Source organism: Chryseobacterium ginsenosidimutans (genome assembly GCF_039536845.1).
GTDB lineage: Bacteria > Bacteroidota > Bacteroidia > Flavobacteriales > Weeksellaceae > Chryseobacterium > Chryseobacterium ginsenosidimutans_B.
Map to the genome: position 1 here is coordinate 504526 of NZ_BAAAZJ010000010.1, position 17688 is coordinate 522213.

Annotated in this window: 14 protein-coding genes; 12 read left to right on the forward strand and 2 right to left on the reverse strand. The window is 35.1% G+C overall.

Annotated features, from left to right (window positions below):
* The first annotated feature begins 7 nt into the window (after window positions 1–7).
* From ABD745_RS14250 to acs, 9 genes are all read left to right on the forward strand, one after another.
* Window positions 8–424, forward strand: a complete 417-nt coding sequence (locus ABD745_RS14250) for an IS1/IS1595 family N-terminal zinc-binding domain-containing protein (RefSeq protein ID WP_344831171.1) — start codon at window positions 8–10, stop codon at window positions 422–424.
* 250 nt (window positions 425–674) lie between these two features.
* Window positions 675–2054, forward strand: a complete 1380-nt coding sequence (locus ABD745_RS14255; RefSeq protein WP_344831174.1) for a porin — start codon at window positions 675–677, stop codon at window positions 2052–2054.
* 51 nt (window positions 2055–2105) lie between these two features.
* Complete coding sequence (locus ABD745_RS14260) at window positions 2106–3686, forward strand: MFS transporter (protein WP_344831179.1); 1581 nt, start codon at window positions 2106–2108, stop codon at window positions 3684–3686.
* A gap of 43 nt (window positions 3687–3729) precedes the next feature.
* On the forward strand, window positions 3730–3957 hold the full coding sequence (locus ABD745_RS14265; protein ID WP_047398396.1) for a DUF6814 family protein: 228 nt from the start codon (window positions 3730–3732) through the stop codon (window positions 3955–3957).
* Between the two features lie 61 nt (window positions 3958–4018).
* Window positions 4019–4213, forward strand: a complete 195-nt coding sequence (locus ABD745_RS14270; protein WP_344831187.1) for a hypothetical protein — start codon at window positions 4019–4021, stop codon at window positions 4211–4213.
* Window positions 4206–6905: an ATP-binding protein gene (locus ABD745_RS14275; RefSeq protein WP_344832323.1), complete on the forward strand. Its 2700-nt coding sequence runs from the start codon at window positions 4206–4208 to the stop codon at window positions 6903–6905. Before ABD745_RS14270 ends, ABD745_RS14275 begins: the two co-directional genes overlap by 8 nt.
* 8 nt (window positions 6906–6913) lie before the next feature.
* A complete protein-coding gene (locus tag ABD745_RS14280; protein ID WP_344831192.1) occupies window positions 6914–7276 on the forward strand; it encodes a response regulator transcription factor in 363 nt (120 codons plus the stop codon).
* A gap of 109 nt (window positions 7277–7385) precedes the next feature.
* Entirely contained in the window at window positions 7386–9272 is a 1887-nt protein-coding gene (locus tag ABD745_RS14285) for an AMP-binding protein (RefSeq protein WP_344831194.1), read from the forward strand.
* 59 nt (window positions 9273–9331) lie between these two features.
* Window positions 9332–11239: an acetate--CoA ligase gene (gene acs, locus ABD745_RS14290; protein ID WP_344831197.1), complete on the forward strand. Its 1908-nt coding sequence runs from the start codon at window positions 9332–9334 to the stop codon at window positions 11237–11239.
* A gap of 40 nt (window positions 11240–11279) precedes the next feature.
* On the opposite strand, the gene ABD745_RS14295 is transcribed toward acs, so the two are convergent.
* Window positions 11280–12539 carry a photosystem II stability/assembly factor-like protein gene (locus ABD745_RS14295; RefSeq protein ID WP_344831200.1) on the reverse strand — a complete coding sequence of 420 codons (1260 nt, stop codon included), beginning with the start codon at window positions 12537–12539 and terminating at the stop codon, window positions 11280–11282.
* Window positions 12540–12800: 261 nt separating this feature from the next.
* On the opposite strand from ABD745_RS14295, the gene ABD745_RS14300 reads away from it, so the two are divergent.
* The 3 genes from ABD745_RS14300 (at window position 12801) to nhaA (ending at window position 16675) form a co-directional block, all read left to right on the forward strand.
* On the forward strand, window positions 12801–13166 hold the full coding sequence (locus ABD745_RS14300) for a hypothetical protein (RefSeq protein WP_344831202.1): 366 nt from the start codon (window positions 12801–12803) through the stop codon (window positions 13164–13166).
* 116 nt (window positions 13167–13282) lie between these two features.
* Window positions 13283–15493, forward strand: a complete 2211-nt coding sequence (locus tag ABD745_RS14305) for a RelA/SpoT family protein (protein WP_344831205.1) — start codon at window positions 13283–13285, stop codon at window positions 15491–15493.
* 3 nt (window positions 15494–15496) lie between these two features.
* A complete protein-coding gene (nhaA, locus tag ABD745_RS14310; protein WP_344831207.1) occupies window positions 15497–16675 on the forward strand; it encodes a Na+/H+ antiporter NhaA in 1179 nt (392 codons plus the stop codon).
* Here nhaA and ABD745_RS14315 read toward each other — a convergent pair.
* Entirely contained in the window at window positions 16672–17685 is a 1014-nt protein-coding gene (locus ABD745_RS14315) for a YihY/virulence factor BrkB family protein (RefSeq protein WP_344831210.1), read from the reverse strand. The two genes, nhaA and ABD745_RS14315, sit on opposite strands and share 4 nt — an antisense overlap.
* Between the last annotated feature and the right edge of the window lie 3 nt (window positions 17686–17688).

Here is a 17688-nt window from a genome sequence, read left to right on the forward strand (position 1 = left end):
TATAGTTATGGAAAATAACTGTCCAAAATGCAACAGCAATAAAATCGTAAAAAGTGGAATAGTTAACGAAAAACAACGTTTTCACTGCAAAGACTGCAACTATTATTTTACCGTAAAAAAGCTTGGAAAACAGATTGATGATTATTACGTGACAAAAGCTTTACAATTATATCTTGAGGGATTGAGTTTCCGTGAAATAGAGAGAATTATAGGAGTTTCTCATGTTACCATAAGTTCATGGATTAAGAAATACAATATCATACGACCTCCTCATTCGGAATTCCATCCGGTTTATAAAATTTTAAAACAAAATGAACTGATTGAATATATTGCTAAAGAAGAAAATATTAAAAATTCAGGATTAATTATTACTCAGTTTGCAGATAAATATATGCTGATTAAATGGGAACGATTCAAAAAATAGGCTTTTGGAGTTATGAGGTTTAAGTGATGAATCATGAGTTTAGCTAATATTCATATTAAACATATAACATATTATTAATCAAAATATTAATATATATTTTACACAAAAATTCAATACTGCCAGAAACTCATAATTCATCACTTAAAACTCATAACTATAAACCTACCAATAATATATATTAAATTTTTATAACTAAATTATTAATTACAATTTGGCTTTCACAAAAAACGAAGCCAAAAATTGATAATTTATGAAGAAAATACTCACATTTATTGGATTAGCTTTAATCAGTAATTCTTTATATTCACAAGGCTCTCCCGATTACGGAAGCGGGCTAAAAGTTAACCTTAATCAACAAGGCGACAAATACGTCAGATTTATTTTATGGGATCAGTTCTGGTTAAGAAACACAGATATGAATCCCGGAAGTATGGTCGGCGGAGAACCAACTGACAATTCCTGGAGCTTAGGAAACCGTAGATTGCGTGTTTTAGCATATGCACAAATCTCCAAAAGATATATGATCCTTGCTCATTTTGGAATTAACAATCAAACCTTTATCAACGGTGGCGGTTCAGGAACTTCGGGTACCGGAGGCTATGGAAACGGCAAAAAACCACAGATGTTTTTTCATGATGCATGGAATGAGTATGCTGTTATTTTACCCGGAGAAGCAGGGAAATTCAGCTTATCTTTAGGAGCCGGGCTGCACTATTACATGGGACTTTCCCGTATGACAATGGCTTCAACATTGAATTTCTTAACAGTTGACTCTCCTATTTTCACATGGCCTTTAATAGATAATTCTGACCAGTTTGCAAGACAATTGGGAATGTTCGCGAAAGGAAAATACGGGAAACTGGAATATCGTTTTAGCTTAAACAAACCTTTTGCAACAGATTTAGTTCCGGTAAATGTAACAGATCCGGCAAAAGCTATAGCAGTAGACAATAACGGAAATCCTAATTTTTCAAAAGCAGGCTATGTAGAATATCAGTTTTTGGATGAAGAATCGAATACACTTCCTTTCAAAGTGGGCTCTTATTTGGGGACTAAAAAAGTTTTCAATTTGGGAGCTGGTTTTTATCACCAAAAAGACGGAACGAGAACTTCTGTGAACTCAACTATCGAAAAACATGATATTACACTCGTTGCAGTTGATGCTTTTGCTGATATTCCGTTAGGAAATGCTAAAAATAAAATGGCAGTTTCGGCTTACGCAGGGTATTACAACTATCAATTCGGACCCAATTACATCAGAAATTTAGGAATCATGAATATTGCTTCATCCGATCCAAATTTCATTGGCAACAAAGCCATCGCAGGAGCAGGAAATCTACAGCCAACGATAGGGACAGGTAATATTATCTACGCACAGGCTGGTTTATTGTTACCAAGTCAGTCAGAAAAACCGAAAATCAGAATTCAGCCATTTGCAGCGTATACCCACAAAAGTTTTGAAGCATTTGAGAAATCTTCATCACAATTTGATGTCGGAGCCAACTGGTTTATAGATGGTCATCACGCAAAAATTACAACACAATATTCAACAAGACCAGTTTATACAAGCCCGACGGAAAGCCCATCATCAAAAGGAGAATTTATTGTGCAATTTCAAATTTATTTATAAAAACTCAGAAAACTCAATATCAATTTTAACTAACATCAAAATTAAAGCAATATGAGCGATAACAATCAAATAAGCTACGAGAATATGACCGAAAAGCAGAAAAACCGCACTATCTGGAGCGTTATCACTGCCTCGTCACTCGGTACATTAATAGAATGGTACGACTTCTATATTTTCGGAAGTTTAGCCATCGTTTTAGCAACAAAATTTTTCCCTTCAGATAATCCTACTGCAGCGTTTCTATCTACCCTAGCAACTTTCGCAGCCGGATTTGTAGTAAGGCCTTTCGGAGCATTATTCTTCGGAAGATTAGGGGATCTTATCGGAAGAAAATATACGTTTTTGGTTACTTTATTAATTATGGGATTTTCAACATTCCTCATCGGATGTATCCCAAGTTATGAAACCATCGGATTTATGGCTCCGGTTTTAGTTTTAATTTTAAGATTATTACAAGGTTTGGCTCTCGGAGGCGAATATGGAGGTGCTGCGACTTATGTTGCGGAATATGCACAGCCACACCGAAGAGGTTACTGGACTTCCTGGATTCAGACGACAGCAACAGCGGGACTTTTCATTTCATTAATTGTGATTTTAATTACAAAAAGTACACTTTCCGCAGAAGAATTCGATAATTGGGGATGGAGAATCCCTTTCTGGATATCGATTTTAATGGTTGGAGTTTCCTATATCATCAGAAAAAACATGAAAGAGTCTCCGCTTTTTGCAAAGGCTAAAAGCGAAGGAAAAACTTCAAAAAACCCTTTAAAAGAAAGTTTCGGGAACAAATTCAACTTCAAATTTGTCTTACTGGCATTGTTCGGAGCTGCGATGGGACAAGGTGTAATTTGGTATACAGGACAATTCTACGCGATGAGTTTCTTACAAAAAGTAATGAATGTAGAATCTGCACAGGTAGACAAATTAATGGCAACAGCATTACTTTTTGGAACACCTTTCTTCGTCTTCTTTGGTTGGTTATCAGATAAAATTGGTCGAAAAGCCGTGATGATGACGGGGATGCTGATCGCAATTTTAGCATACAGACCAATTTACGACTCTATGTTTAAAAGTGTAAGTCTTGAAAACAAAACAGTAGCAGCCAACGGAATTACAGAAAAAAGAACCGCAAAAATCCATAAAGATATTGCAACCGACAGTTTGGTGACATTCCACAAAGAAATATTGTACACAGACGGAACTTTAATTAAAAAAGACAGTGTGGTTCACTGGTCTCCAGCCGGTCCTGTAATGAAAGACGGAAAAGCGGAAGAACCGAAAGTTTCTCAAACCATAAAATTAGAAGACCATACAAAATGGTATCTGATATTTTTAGTTTTCATTCAGGTGATTTTTGTAACCATGGTTTACGGTCCGATTGCAGCGTTCTTAGTCGAAATGTTCCCGGTGAGAATCCGTTACACATCAATGTCTCTGCCTTATCACATCGGAAACGGAGTATTTGGAGGATTGCTTCCCGCAGTGGCGACGTACTTAGTTACAGCCGGAAAAGAAGCAGGACACACAACCTGGTATCTGGAAGGACTTTGGTATCCGATTGGAGTTGCCGCAGTCTGTTTACTGATCGGATTATTTTATCTTAAAAATAAGAACAATAATATTCACGATTAAACACTCAATCACTTAAATTTTTATTAATTTTAAATCTACTAAAATGAACGGACTAAAAAAAATATTAGGCATTCTTTGGATTGCAGTTGCTTTGGTTGTAGGATATTTCGGGATAACCGTTTTGGGAATTCCAAAAATTACCTCAGGAAAGCAGGAAGACCTTGTATTCGGTATTATCATTCTATTTGTACTGATGCCGATTATCTCAGGCGGAATGGCAATTTTCGGCTACTATTCTTTAACAGGAGAGTATTCTGACGATAAAGTTTAAATAAAATATGTTAGTGATAATTGGCGGATGAATCTGTCCGTCAATTATCTTTTATATCATTATGAAAAAAAGACACGAACAAAAGCTAATTATCCTGAGCATCGGAATTCTTATTGCATTCAGCATTCCTGTTTCATTGTTGTTCAACAGTGAAAAAGAAGTGTTCGGCTATCCGATGATTCTGATTTATATTTTCGCTGTCTGGATGGTTTCCATCATTATCTCTTTTGTAATCGTAAAAAAATATGATGAGTAGTTTCGCATTATTTTTTGTGGTTTTGTTTTATCTGGCACTTTTATTCTTAGTCGCTCATCTGGCGGAGAAGAAAAAGAGCAAGCTTTGGATCAACAACCCTTACATTTATGCCTTGTCTTTAGCGGTGTACTGCACAGCATGGACGTACTACGGAAGCATCGGAGTTGCAGCAACAAGCGGGCTCAATTATCTCCCGATCTACATCGGTCCCATCATGGTAATCCCCGCATGGATTTACATCAATACCCGAATTGTAAGAATCGCAAGAGTGAATAAAATAAGCAGCGTTGCAGATTTTATTTCGTTAAGATACGGTAACAGCCGAAGTTTCAGCGCTATTATTACGATCGTCTGTCTTTTGGCGATTGTTCCTTATATTGGTTTACAGATCAAGGCTATTTCTGAGACTTTTCACCTAGTGACAGAAACATCAATGTCACAAAATATCCTGACTGATAACGCAACTTTTGTGGTTGTGTTAATTGCCTTATTTGCATCTTATTACGGTACAAAATATGTCGATGCATCAGAAAAGCGTCTGGGAATTATCTCAGCAATTGCTTTGGAAAGTTTCCTGAAACTTTTTTTCATTATTATTTTGGGAATATTTGTTATTTATTTTGTTTTTAACGGATTTTCAGATATTTACGAAAAGGCAAGCAAGTTTGAAGATTTTAAACAAAAAAATACATTCAATGGAACTGAAGGAGCTATGAACTGGATGGTTCTTTGCTTGATTTCAGCAACGGCGATCTGTATTCTTCCGAGACAGTTTCATACTGCGATTATCGAGAACAGACAGGAAAAGCATATCAAAACAGCAATCTGGTTTTTTCCGCTTTACTTATTGATTTTCACTATATTTATCTTTCCGATTGCATGGGGCGGAAGATTGATTTTTAATGGACAAAATGTAAATCCTGAGTTCTACTCTATTTTAATTCCGCAACATTTTAACAATACCTGGATAACAGTTTTCGTTTTTCTTGGGGGATTAAGTTCATCTATTTCAATGATTATCATTTCGGCAATTACTTTATCCATCATGCTTTCCAATAATTTAATTATTCCTTATGGCTTGTTGGGCAAATTTAAATCTGAAAATGAAGTACAGAACACTCGAAACATCACAAATATCAGAAAATTCAGCATTTTCGCATTGGTGATTATGGCATTTGTCTTTTATAAGTATTTCATTCTTAAAACTTCATTGGATTCTGTCGGATTAATTTCCTTTGTTGTCATTGGGCAGTTAGCACCTGCATTTTTCGGCGCAATATTCTGGAGAAGAGGAACTTTTAAAGGCGCAGTAATCGGATTATTGGCAGGATTAGTCATTTGTTATTTCGGATTAATTATTCCTCAATATTACTTCTCTTACAATCAGGAACTTAAAGGGATTTTACGAGAAATGTATGACTCTTTTGATTTCTTCAAAATTTCTTTTCTGGGAAGAATTCCACAGATTTTCTTTTGGTCGATATTGGTGAACACAGGCTTATTTGCCATCATTTCTGTCAGTGTAAAAGGAAATTATCGTGAAAGAAATTTCGCAGAATTATATGTTGATATTGACAAATATATTCAAAATCATGAAAAAGCTTTCATCTGGCGCGGAACAGCTTATGTTTCAGACATTAAAAATATTCTGGAAAGATTTTTAGGCAAAACAAAAACCGAACAGGCATTGCGGATTTTTAATTTAAAATACAATATTGATTCCCAGACAGAAACAGCCGATTCCAGATTTATCAAATTCTCCGAAAACCTACTGGCAGGAAGAATTGGGACGGCTTCAGCAAAAATTTTAATCGAAGGTGTAACCAAAGAAGACAAAATATCTTTAAAGGAAGTTTTAAACATTTTAGAAGAATCTAAAGAAAATATTATACTAAATAAAAAGCTGACAGAACAATCGCAGGAACTTCAAAAACTGTCAAATGATCTGAGAACTGCCAATCAAAGTTTAATTATAAAAGACCGACAAAAAGACGATTTTCTGGATTCTGTTGCGCATGAATTAAGAACACCAATCACTGCGATTCGTTCGGCTGGGGAAATTCTGGCAGATGACGATGATATTCCTTTGGATATCAAAAAAGAATTTTTGAACAATATCATTACAGAATCGGATAGATTAAGCGAGATTATCAATGATATTTTGTATCTGGATAAGCTTCAGCATGGCGAAATTGCTTTACATATTCAACAAAATAATATTATTGAAACCTATAAAAAAGCATTAAACCCACTTCTGCACCTGATTCAGCAGAAAAATATTCATTTAAGTGAAGTCAATCTTCTTAACCAGTATTTATTTGAATATGACGAAGCGAGGATGATTCAGCTGTTTCAGAATATTTTAGGAAATGCTTTAAAATTCACTGACGAGCAGGGAACAATTCAGACTAAATTATCTGAAAAAGAAAACCAATTAATTATTAAAATCTTCAATACCGGAAAACATATTCCCGCAGAAGATCTGGAAATGATTTTCGATAAATTTTACCAGTCAAAAAATCAAAATATTTTAAAACCGACAGGAAGCGGGCTCGGATTGGCGATTTCAAAGAAAATAATAGAAGCTCAGGGCGGAACCATAAAAGCAGAAAACAGCGGATTAGGCGTAACTTTCACCATTACCCTTCCCGAAAAAATAAAAGAGAATAAAAATGAAGTTGAACAAATTTAAGACACCCTATGAAAAAGATAATTATTGCAGATGATGAACACAAAATATTAATGTCGCTGGAATACAGTTTCAAGAAAAACGGCTATGACGTATTCATCGCAAGAGACGGAACCGAGGTGTTGGAATTTTTAAAAACCATGATTCCCGATGTGATTTTGCTTGATATTATGATGCCGAATCTTGACGGTTACAGCACACTGGAAATCATCAAACAAGACGAAAAACTAAAAAATACAAAAGTCATTTTTCTAAGTGCCAAAAACAATCCGAGAGATATTGAAAAAGGCTTAGAAATGGGAGCTGATGCGTATGTAACAAAACCGTATTCAATTAAAAAACTGATGCAGCAGATTGAAGAAATGTTTGAATAATTATTTAAACACAAATCTCACTAATAAACTACACTAATATCACAATTAATATTCGTGTTATTAGTGAAAAAATTTGTACAATTAGTGTTTAAAAAGAAAGAAAATTACTATGAAAACAGAGAATTTATTTGAACAAAGCATAGAAGACAAAGAGAATTTCTGGAAGGAACAGGCTCAGGAAATCAAATGGTTTGAATTCCCTGCACAGATTCTTTCAAAAGATGACAATGATTACACCCAATGGTTTTCTGACGGAAAGCTGAACATGTGCTATTTATGCATTGACAAACATATTGAAGACGGCTTTGGAGAACAGGTTGCGATTGTTTACGACTCTCCTGTTACCCATCAAAAGAAAACTTATACTTTCAGTCAGGCGAAAGAAGAAATTTCAAAATTAGCGGGAGGTTTGGTTTCTTTAGGCTTGAAAAAAGGTGACACGGCCGTTATTTATATGCCGATGATTCCGCAGACACTTTTTGCAATGTTGGCTTGTGCGAGAATCGGAGTAATTCACAATGTCGTTTTCGGTGGTTTTGCGCCAAATGAATTGGTTGTGAGAATCGATGACTGCAAGCCAAAAGCTTTAATTACAGCAACAGCCGGAGTGGAAATCGCAAAAAGAATTCCGTATTTGCCATTGGTTGAAAAAGCGATTGAACTTGCTCAGGATAAAGTCGATAACATTATCGTTTTCAACAGAAAATTAGTTGATAATCAACATGAAATGTTCGATGGATTGATTGATTATGAAGAATTGGTTCAAAAATCAGAACCTGTTGACTGTGTTTCGGTTGAATCGACCCATCCACTCTATTTGCTTTACACATCAGGAACTACGGGAAAACCAAAAGGAATTACACGAGATACAGGAGGTTATGCCACTGCTTTGAAATTTTCCATGAAATATATTTATGGGATTGAGCAGGGAGAAACGTATTGGGCAGCGTCTGATTTTGGCTGGGCGGTCGGTCATAGTTTTTCGGTTTACGGACCATTAATTAACAGAAATACAACCATTATTTTTGAAGGAAAACCTATTATGACTCCCGATGCAGGAACTTTTTGGAGAATTATTTCAGAATATAAAGTTTCGGCAATGTTTACGGCTCCAACAGCGATTCGGGCTATTAAAAAAGAAGATCCTAACGGAGAATTGATAAAAAAATATGATTTAAGCCATTTCAAAAAACAATTTTTAGCAGGCGAAAGATGTGATGTTGCGACGCTGGATTGGTTTGAAGAACACATCGGAGTTCCTGCGATCGATCATTGGTGGCAGACAGAATCCGGCTGGCCGATGTTGGGTTTAATGACTTTTGATGAAAATTATAAAATAAAAAGAGCTTCTGCGGGGAAACCGATTCCGGGTTACGATATTAAAATTTTTGATGAAAACGGCTATGAACTGGATGCGCATCAGGAAGGTTATTTAATCATCAAACTTCCGCTTCCGCCGGGAGCTTTACTCGGAATCTGGAATGATAATGAACGTTTTCAAAACAGTTATTTATCACAATACAAAGGCTATTATTTCTCCGGAGACGGCGCGATAAAAGATGAAGACGGCTATATTTTCATTACCGGAAGAGTGGATGACGTGATTAACGTTGCAGGACACCGGCTTTCGACTTCGGAAATGGAAGAAATCGTTTCATCCCATCCCGATGTTGCAGAATGTGCAGTTGTTGGGATAGATGATGATTTAAAAGGACAGATCCCTTTTGCTTCAGTAGTTTTGAAGAATGGATCGACAATTTCCAATGAAGATTTAGAAAAAGATATCGTGAAAATGGTTCGTGAAAAAATCGGTGCAGTTGCCTGTCTTAAAAATGTAATGACCGTAAAACGTTTACCCAAAACACGTTCCGGAAAAATTTTAAGAAAGCTGATCAGAACCTTATTGGGCGGAAAAGAATTTCAGATTCCGTCAACAATTGACGATGAAAAAATCATTGAAGAAATTCAACAAAAAATTGAGGATTATAGGGCTTAAACGAGAAATTAAACATAAATTTAAATAACAAAAATTCAAATTTCAAAAACGAACGGGATATGAGAAATTACTTAATAGAAGATCTACCGCATTATTTTGAAGAGTATAAAAAATCTATCAAAAATCCTAAGAAATTCTGGGATAAGATTGCCGATCAAAACTTCGTGTGGTATCAAAGATGGAGCAAGGTCGTAAAATATGATATGAATGAAGCCAAAATCACCTGGTTTAAAAATGCAAAATTAAATATAACTAAAAACTGCCTAGACAGACACTTAGCTGTAAGAGGTGACAAAACCGCCATCATCTGGGAACCGAACGATCCGAAAGAAGAGGCACAGCATATTTCTTACAACGAATTATATACGAGAGTCAACAAAACTGCCAATGTTTTAAAAGACATGGGTATCGAAAAAGGCGACAGAGTTTGTATCTACCTTCCAATGATTCCTGAATTGGCAATTACGATGTTGGCCTGCGCTAAATTGGGAGCTGTTCATTCCGTTATTTTTGCAGGATTTTCAGCTTCTGCCGTTGCTTCAAGAGTGAATGACTGTGAGGCTAAAATGGTGATTACTTCAGACGGAAGTTATCGAGGAAGCAAGGTTTTAGACCTAAAAAGCATCGTTGATGAAGCACTGGAAAAAACTCCGACCGTTGATAATGTTTTGGTAGTAAAAAGAACGCACAACGAGATCAAAATGAAGGACGGAAGAGATCATTGGTTAGCCGATTTATATGAAAAAGCTTCTCCTGATTTCGTTACCATTATTATGGATGCAGAAGATCCGCTTTTTATTTTATATACTTCAGGTTCAACTGGAAAACCGAAAGGGATGCTTCATACTTCTGCCGGTTATATGGTTTATACGGCTTATACTTTTAAAAATGTATTCAATTATAAAGAAAATGACATTTATTGGTGTACTGCCGATATCGGATGGATTACAGGTCACTCCTATATTCTTTACGGACCACTTTTGAACGGCGCAACTACCGTAATTTTTGAAGGAGTTCCTACTTATCCCGAACCTGACAGATTTTGGGAAGTTATTGAAAAACATAAAATTACTCAATTCTACACTGCTCCGACTGCCATTCGTTCATTAGCGAAAGAAAGTGCGGAATGGGTTGATAAGCATGATTTGAGCACATTAAAAGTCATTGGTTCCGTTGGTGAACCCATTAATGATGAAGCTTGGCATTGGTTCAACGATCATGTCGGAAAGAAAAAATGCCCTATTGTTGATACTTGGTGGCAAACTGAGACAGGAGGAATTATGATTTCACCGCTTCCTTTCGTAACACCGACAAAACCAACTTACGCTACCCTGCCTTTACCGGGAATCCAGCCTGTCTTAATGGACGACAAACGTAATGAAATTACCGGAAATCAGGTTACAGGAAATCTTTGTATCCGTTTTCCGTGGCCGGGAATTGCAAGAACAATCTGGGGAGACCACCAAAGATATAAAGAAACGTACTTCTCTGCTTTTCCCGGAAAATATTTCACGGGTGACGGCGCTTTGAGAGATGAAGTCGGATATTACAGAATTACGGGTCGTGTAGATGATGTGATTATCGTTTCCGGACACAATTTAGGAACGGCACCAATTGAAGACAGCATCAACGAACATCCTGCCGTAGCAGAATCCGCAATTGTTGGTTATCCTCATGATATTAAAGGAAATGCACTGTATGGATTTGTAATTTTAAAAGAAACCGGAGAAGGCCGTCAAAAGGAGAATCTTAAAAAAGAGATCAATCAGTTGATTTCAGATCAGATCGGACCGATTGCAAAGCTGGATAAAATTCAGTTTGTTTCCGGGCTTCCGAAGACACGGTCAGGAAAAATTATGCGTAGAATTTTGAGAAAAATTGCGGAAGGCGATTTCAGTAATTTTGGAGATATTTCTACTTTATTAAATCCTGAGATTGTTGAGGAAATTAAAAATGAAAGAATCTAAAACATAATAAAAGCGCAGAAATTTCTGCGCTTTTTATTTATTAATTCTTAATTATTTTAATCGATTGTCTTCCCAAATTAGAATGTGCATCAAGCAGATAATTTCCTTTTGGATAATTAAATTCCAATGAATATTTTTTCATACCCTTATCACTCACATCATCTTTCAGAATATTTTTAATAAATTTCCCTGAAGCATCATACAAACCGATAATAATGTGATCCGAATGGGTAAAATAAACATTCAGATTAAGTTTATCTTTCACAGGATTCGGTACAACTTCTATTTTTAACTTTCTTTCTTGCTGTTCAGTAGAAATTTCATGAGTCGCCAAACTTCCTGTTGTCATTTTATAAACATTTGTTCCTGCAGCATACGCCAAATTATTATTAAGAATAAAAATCCTGTTTAAAGAACCTCCGACTCCAGTATTTGTCCAGGTATCTCCACCGTCGAAAGTTTCATAAAATCCGGTATTATGACCGCCCATCCAGCCGTGAGTTGTAGATGTAAAGCCAACAGCCTGTACATAATGATCAGGAAAATCCTTAGTTTCCCAGGTAAAGCCTCCGTTTAACGATTTCAATAATTTCCCCGTATTAGGAACTTCTGATTCTATCGAGCAGAAAATTTTATTATTATCCAAAAGCTGCATTTTCCAGACATATTCGTTTTCAATATTACTGTTATAAATTTTCGTCCAATTAACTCCTCCGTCTGTTGTTTTTAAAATAACCGCTCCATTATCATCATTTCCGGCTGCAAAACCTACATTTTCATTAATAAAAGTAATTTCAACCAGAGCATTTGCATAACCCGACATATCAATATATTGCCAAGTATTTCCACTGTCTGTAGATTTTATGATATAAGCAGGATAAAACCACGCTCCACAACCATAAACAGTAGAAGTTCCAACACAGTCCAAACCACAGATTGCTTGAGGATAAGGTGAGATATTATCTACCCGTTGCCATGAATTTCCGCCGTCAACAGTTTTATAAAAATTATTATTTAAAGTACCCAAAAAACCGACATTTTCATTCAGAAATTCTATATTTCTATAATATTGATTGGTGGCAGAGCTTACGGTTTGCTGTGTCCAGTTCGCTCCTCCATTTGTTGTTTTAAAAACGGCTCCGTTACCACCTTTTGCTGCCCAACCTACATTTTCGTTCAGGAAAAATACATCATCATATCTTCCTGTACCGTTTGAAGGTGGATATGAAAAAATAGACCAGGTATATTGCGCCTGTAAAAGTGAAGTAATAAGAGAAAAAACAAGTATAATTTTTTTCATGGCTTTATAATTTTTTTCAATCACAAATTTGAATTATTTTAAATGATTACACAATACTTTACAATCAACTTTATTTTATAAATCGAAATGACATTCACATTAAAATTTAACATTAAATCAAACGACCGTTCAATAGACATTCTCAAAAATTTTAACTTAATATTATAGATAAAATATTAATTTAACATATTTAATGAAATTTTATTAAAATATTTGAAATATATTTATTATCTTTAAGTACAAATTAAAAACATATTGCTTATGTCAAATATATTAGCTGGATTATTTGAACTAAACAGCGATTATAAAAAATTAGAAGCCGATCTTGAAAGTTCGGGTTTTGAAAATTCAGATTACATTGTATATCTTGATAACGGAAAACACAACACCCAATATCTGGCAAGTGTCTCTGTAAAAGATAATAACCAGGCAGAAAATGCACAAAGTATTTTTAACCAAAACTCTGTTTTAAAAACATTTATGTTTGAAAATATGAGCATTGAACAAGCCCATTACGATAGCCTAAAAAGTTACATTGATGCAAGATGCAAAGCAGAAATCCATAACAGTCCTGATGTCAGGATTAAAGCTTCTACAGCCGGCATGGATTCTGAAGTGAAATTCTAAACAAATTGAGAATAAAAATTAATAACCGAAAATCCGTAGAGCATTCTACGGATTTTTTACTATTTGAAAAGTGCGAAAAATTTCGTATTTTCGTCTAAATATAGGCTTTTACACAAATGAGTTACGACTTAGAACAGGAAAATAAAGAGATCCTTGCAAGATATAAAGATCTGATCTCTAACACATACCGGACTTTGGATGAGGAAAATAACAAACTTATCCGAAAGGCTTTTGATATCGCATTAGACGCCCACAAAGATCAAAGAAGAAAATCTGGTGAACCTTACATCTACCATCCTATTGCTGTTGCCAAAATTGTAGCAACGGAAATTGGTTTGGGAGCAACATCTATTGCCTGTGCCCTTTTGCATGACGTAATTGAAGATTCCGATTATACTTATGAAGATCTGAAGAAAATTTTTGGTGAAAAAATAGCCAATATAGTGAATGGACTGACGAAAATCTCCATCATGAATCACCAGAATATTTCTGTACAATCTGAAAACTACAGAAAACTGTTACTTACTCTTTCTGAGGACTTCAGGGTTATTTTAATTAAGATTGCAGACCGTTTACACAATATGCGTACACTGGAAAGTATGGCACCGGACAAGCAGAAAAAAATTGCTTCCGAAACGGTTTATATTTATGCTCCGATGGCGCACCGTTTAGGTTTGTACAATATCAAATCCGAGCTTGAAGATTTATCTTTAAAATACAACAATCCTGATATTTACAATGAAATCACGGAAAAACTAGAACTTGCCAAAGAAAACCGTGAAAGATATATCGAAGAGTTTAAAACAGAAGTTTCCGAGAAATTAAATGAAGAAGGATTAAACTTTAAAATCAAAGGTCGTGCGAAAGCTATTTCTTCTATTTACAGGAAAATGCTGAAACAAGGCGTCTCTTTTGAAGAGGTTTTCGATAATTATGCGATCAGAATCATCTATAAATCAGATGCTAAGAACGAAAAATTTCTTGCCTGGAAAATTTATTCAATCGTAACGGATGTTTATCACAGTAACCCATCCAGAATGCGGGACTGGATCACTCAACCCCGTTCTACAGGGTATGAAAGTCTGCATTTGACCGTTCTTGGTCCCGACAAAAAATGGATCGAAGTACAGATCCGTTCCGAAAGAATGGATGAAATCGCAGAAAAAGGTGTTGCAGCACATTACAAATATAAAGAAGGATACAAACAGAGTTCCGATGACAGGAATTTTGAAAACTGGGTAACAGAAATCCGTGACGTTCTGGAACAGCAGCAAAACCTTTCTACGTCTGAACTTTTGGATAATATTAAACTTAATTTATACTCAAAAGAAGTTTTCGTATTTACACCAAAAGGCGAAATTAAAATTTTGCCGACAAATGCAACTGCCCTTGATTTTGCATTTTCTGTTCACTCCGATTTGGGAATGAAATGTTTAGGCGCAAAAATCAATGGTAAATTGGTTCCGATTTCGTATGTTCTTCAAAATGGTGATCAGATTGATATCCTTTCTTCCCAAAACCAGAAACCAAAATCCGACTGGCTGGAATTTGTTGTAACTTCCAAAGCTAAGTCGAAGATCAAGAGTTATTTAAACTCTCAAAAAAATCAGTTGGTAGAAGACGGCAAAGAAATTCTTCAAAGAAAGCTCCGCCATGCAAAAATTAATTTTAATGATGAGGAAATCAATAAACTGCAAAAATTCTTCAATCTTAAAAGTTCACAGGAACTATTCTTAAAATTCCAAAATAACGAACTGGATGCAAGCAGTTTAAGAAAATATATTGAAAGTAAAAATGTATTTAATAATTTACTTTCAAGATTCAGAAAGTCTCCTACAAAAAATACGGTTTATGTAGAACCAAAGGAGCAGAATTTGGACATGATTGTCTTTGGAAAAGATGAAGAAAAGCTGAATTACAGCTATGCAAAATGTTGTACAGTAATTCCCGGGGATAAAATTTTCGGATTTATCACCATTTCAGACGGAATTAAAGTTCACAGTGACAACTGTCCGAATGCTATTAATCTTCGTGCACAATACGATTATCGAGTAATCCCTGCAAAGTGGGTGAATGCGGAAAGCTTCAAAAACAGAGTGAAAATAGAGATTGAAGGACTCGACAGAATGGGAATGATCAATGATATTACAACCGTAATCAGTGGTTCGATGGGAATGGATATGAAAAGTATGTCAATTGAATCCAATGACGGAATTTTTACCGGAAATATAATCCTTGAGGTGAAAAATAAAAGTCAATTGGAGCAAACATTTAAAAAAATCAGCGAGATTAATGGCGTGTCGAGAGTAAGAAGGATACAATCTTAAAACATGAATTTAACATTATATTTTAAAAAGTTTTTCAAAAGTAATCAGTCTTCGGGAATTATTCTGATTTTCTGTGTTTTGATATCTTTATTAATCGCAAATTCATTTTTGGCTGAAAGTTTTCAGAACTTTTTGAATAAAGAAATCGGAGCAGAAATATTTCATTTAAAATATCCTGTAAGTATATGGATAAATGACGGCTTAATGGCTGTTTTCTTTCTTTTGGTCGGTCTGGAAATCAAAAGAGAAATGGTAGAAGGCGAGCTGTCTTCCTTCAAAAATGCTTCACTTCCTATTTTCGCAGCAATTGGCGGAATGCTTGTCCCGGCGGTTATTTATACCATTTTTAATTTTGGAACGAAATACGGAAATGGTTGGGGCATTCCGATGGCAACGGATATTGCGTTTTCTTTAGCTATAATTTCTATGCTGGGAAAAAAGATTCCGAATTCTATTAAAATTTTCCTTGCTGCTTTGGCTATTGTTGATGATTTAGGAGCTATTTTAGTCATCGCAATATTTTATACAGATCAAATTCACTGGATGTATTTATTACTGTCTTTTGCAGTTACAGCCTTATTATTTTTATTAAATTTCTTAAAAGTAACGAAAATTATTTTCTACCTTATTCCGGGATTATTTTTGTGGTATTTCCTTCATCATTCGGGAATTCATGCCACAATTGCAGGAGTTTTACTGGCATTTTCGATTCCGACCAATATTTCGAATGTAGAAATTTCACCTTTAGAAAAATTGGAACATAAGCTTCATTTCCCGGTAAGTTTTTTAATTATGCCAATTTTTGCTTTAACGAATACCAATATTACTTTTAATAGTGAAATGATTTCAGGGCTGACCAGTACTTTAGGATTGGGAATTATCGGAGGTTTGGTTTTGGGAAAATTACTTGGAATCAATTTATTCTCTTTACTTGCCATCAAATTAAAAATAAGCTCATTACCTCAAAACAGTTCATGGACACAAATGTTGGGTGTGGGATTTTTGGCGGGAATCGGTTTTACAATGTCGATTTTCATTGCACTTCTTTCTTTTAAAGGAGAAATTCAGATTCAGGATGAAGCAAAATTTGCAATTCTTATTGCTTCGTTTTTGGCTGCAGTTTTAGGTTTTGTGATTTTAAATATCAGTTCTAAAAATCATATAGCTGAAGAAGAAAACTAATTTTTTTTATCGTCATTAAATTTCCATTTATGCTCGTCATCACTTTCTAAATTGGGTTCAGAGCTTTGTGAATGGTAACTTTTTGCTTCTTTTTTAAGTTCGTCCGATAGTAGTTTTTCAATTCTCAGCTTTCTAAGCGCCATATTCAGTTCATTACCGAAAAGAAGGAGATAAACGTTCACATTTACCCAAACCATCAAAAGAATCATACTTCCGATCGATCCGTAAAGAACGTTATATCGGGCAATATTTTTAACATAGATAGCGAAACCATAAGTTGTTACTACAAACAAAACAGTTGTTAAAATTGCGCCGGGAATTGCCTGTCTAAATCTTGCAATCCTCACTGTTCCCAACCAATAAAACAAAGTTAATAATATGAAGTAAAAGATTGGAAAAGAAACGAATCCAATAATTTTGGAAAGATTATTCACGAGCCAGGAAACGTCGTAAACGGGAGTAAATAATTTCAAAACAACCTCAGAATAGTATACTCCAAAAAGTGATAAAAATACAATCGTAATAAATCCTATGGTGATAAAAAACGAAAGAATAAATTCTTTGACATCGGTCATTTTTTCGTCTGTATTTTCATTAAATCCATTGATTAGCGAAAATGTCCCGTTTGTTGCAAAAACCAAAGCCAAAACGATCGTTAAATTACTGATTCCCTTCATATTGGGAATGATATTTGTTTTAATATAGCCTCTTACATCATTTTCCATTTTTGCAGGGAAAACATTGTGGATCAACACTTCAAAAATATAAAACTGCAGCTTGTCGTAGTGCGGCATATAAGGCAAAACAGATAAAAGGAAAAGAAGAAAAGGAAACAAACTAATGGTAAAACTCCATGAAATTGCGGCAGCTTTCCGACCTATTTTTCCCTTAAAAATCCCTCTGATGTAGATCTGAAACATCTGCCAAAGCGAAATTCCCAATACAGGAATATGTATATCATCAAAAAATTCTTGAACTTTCAAGATAAACCTAGGAAGCTTTATACCCATTTT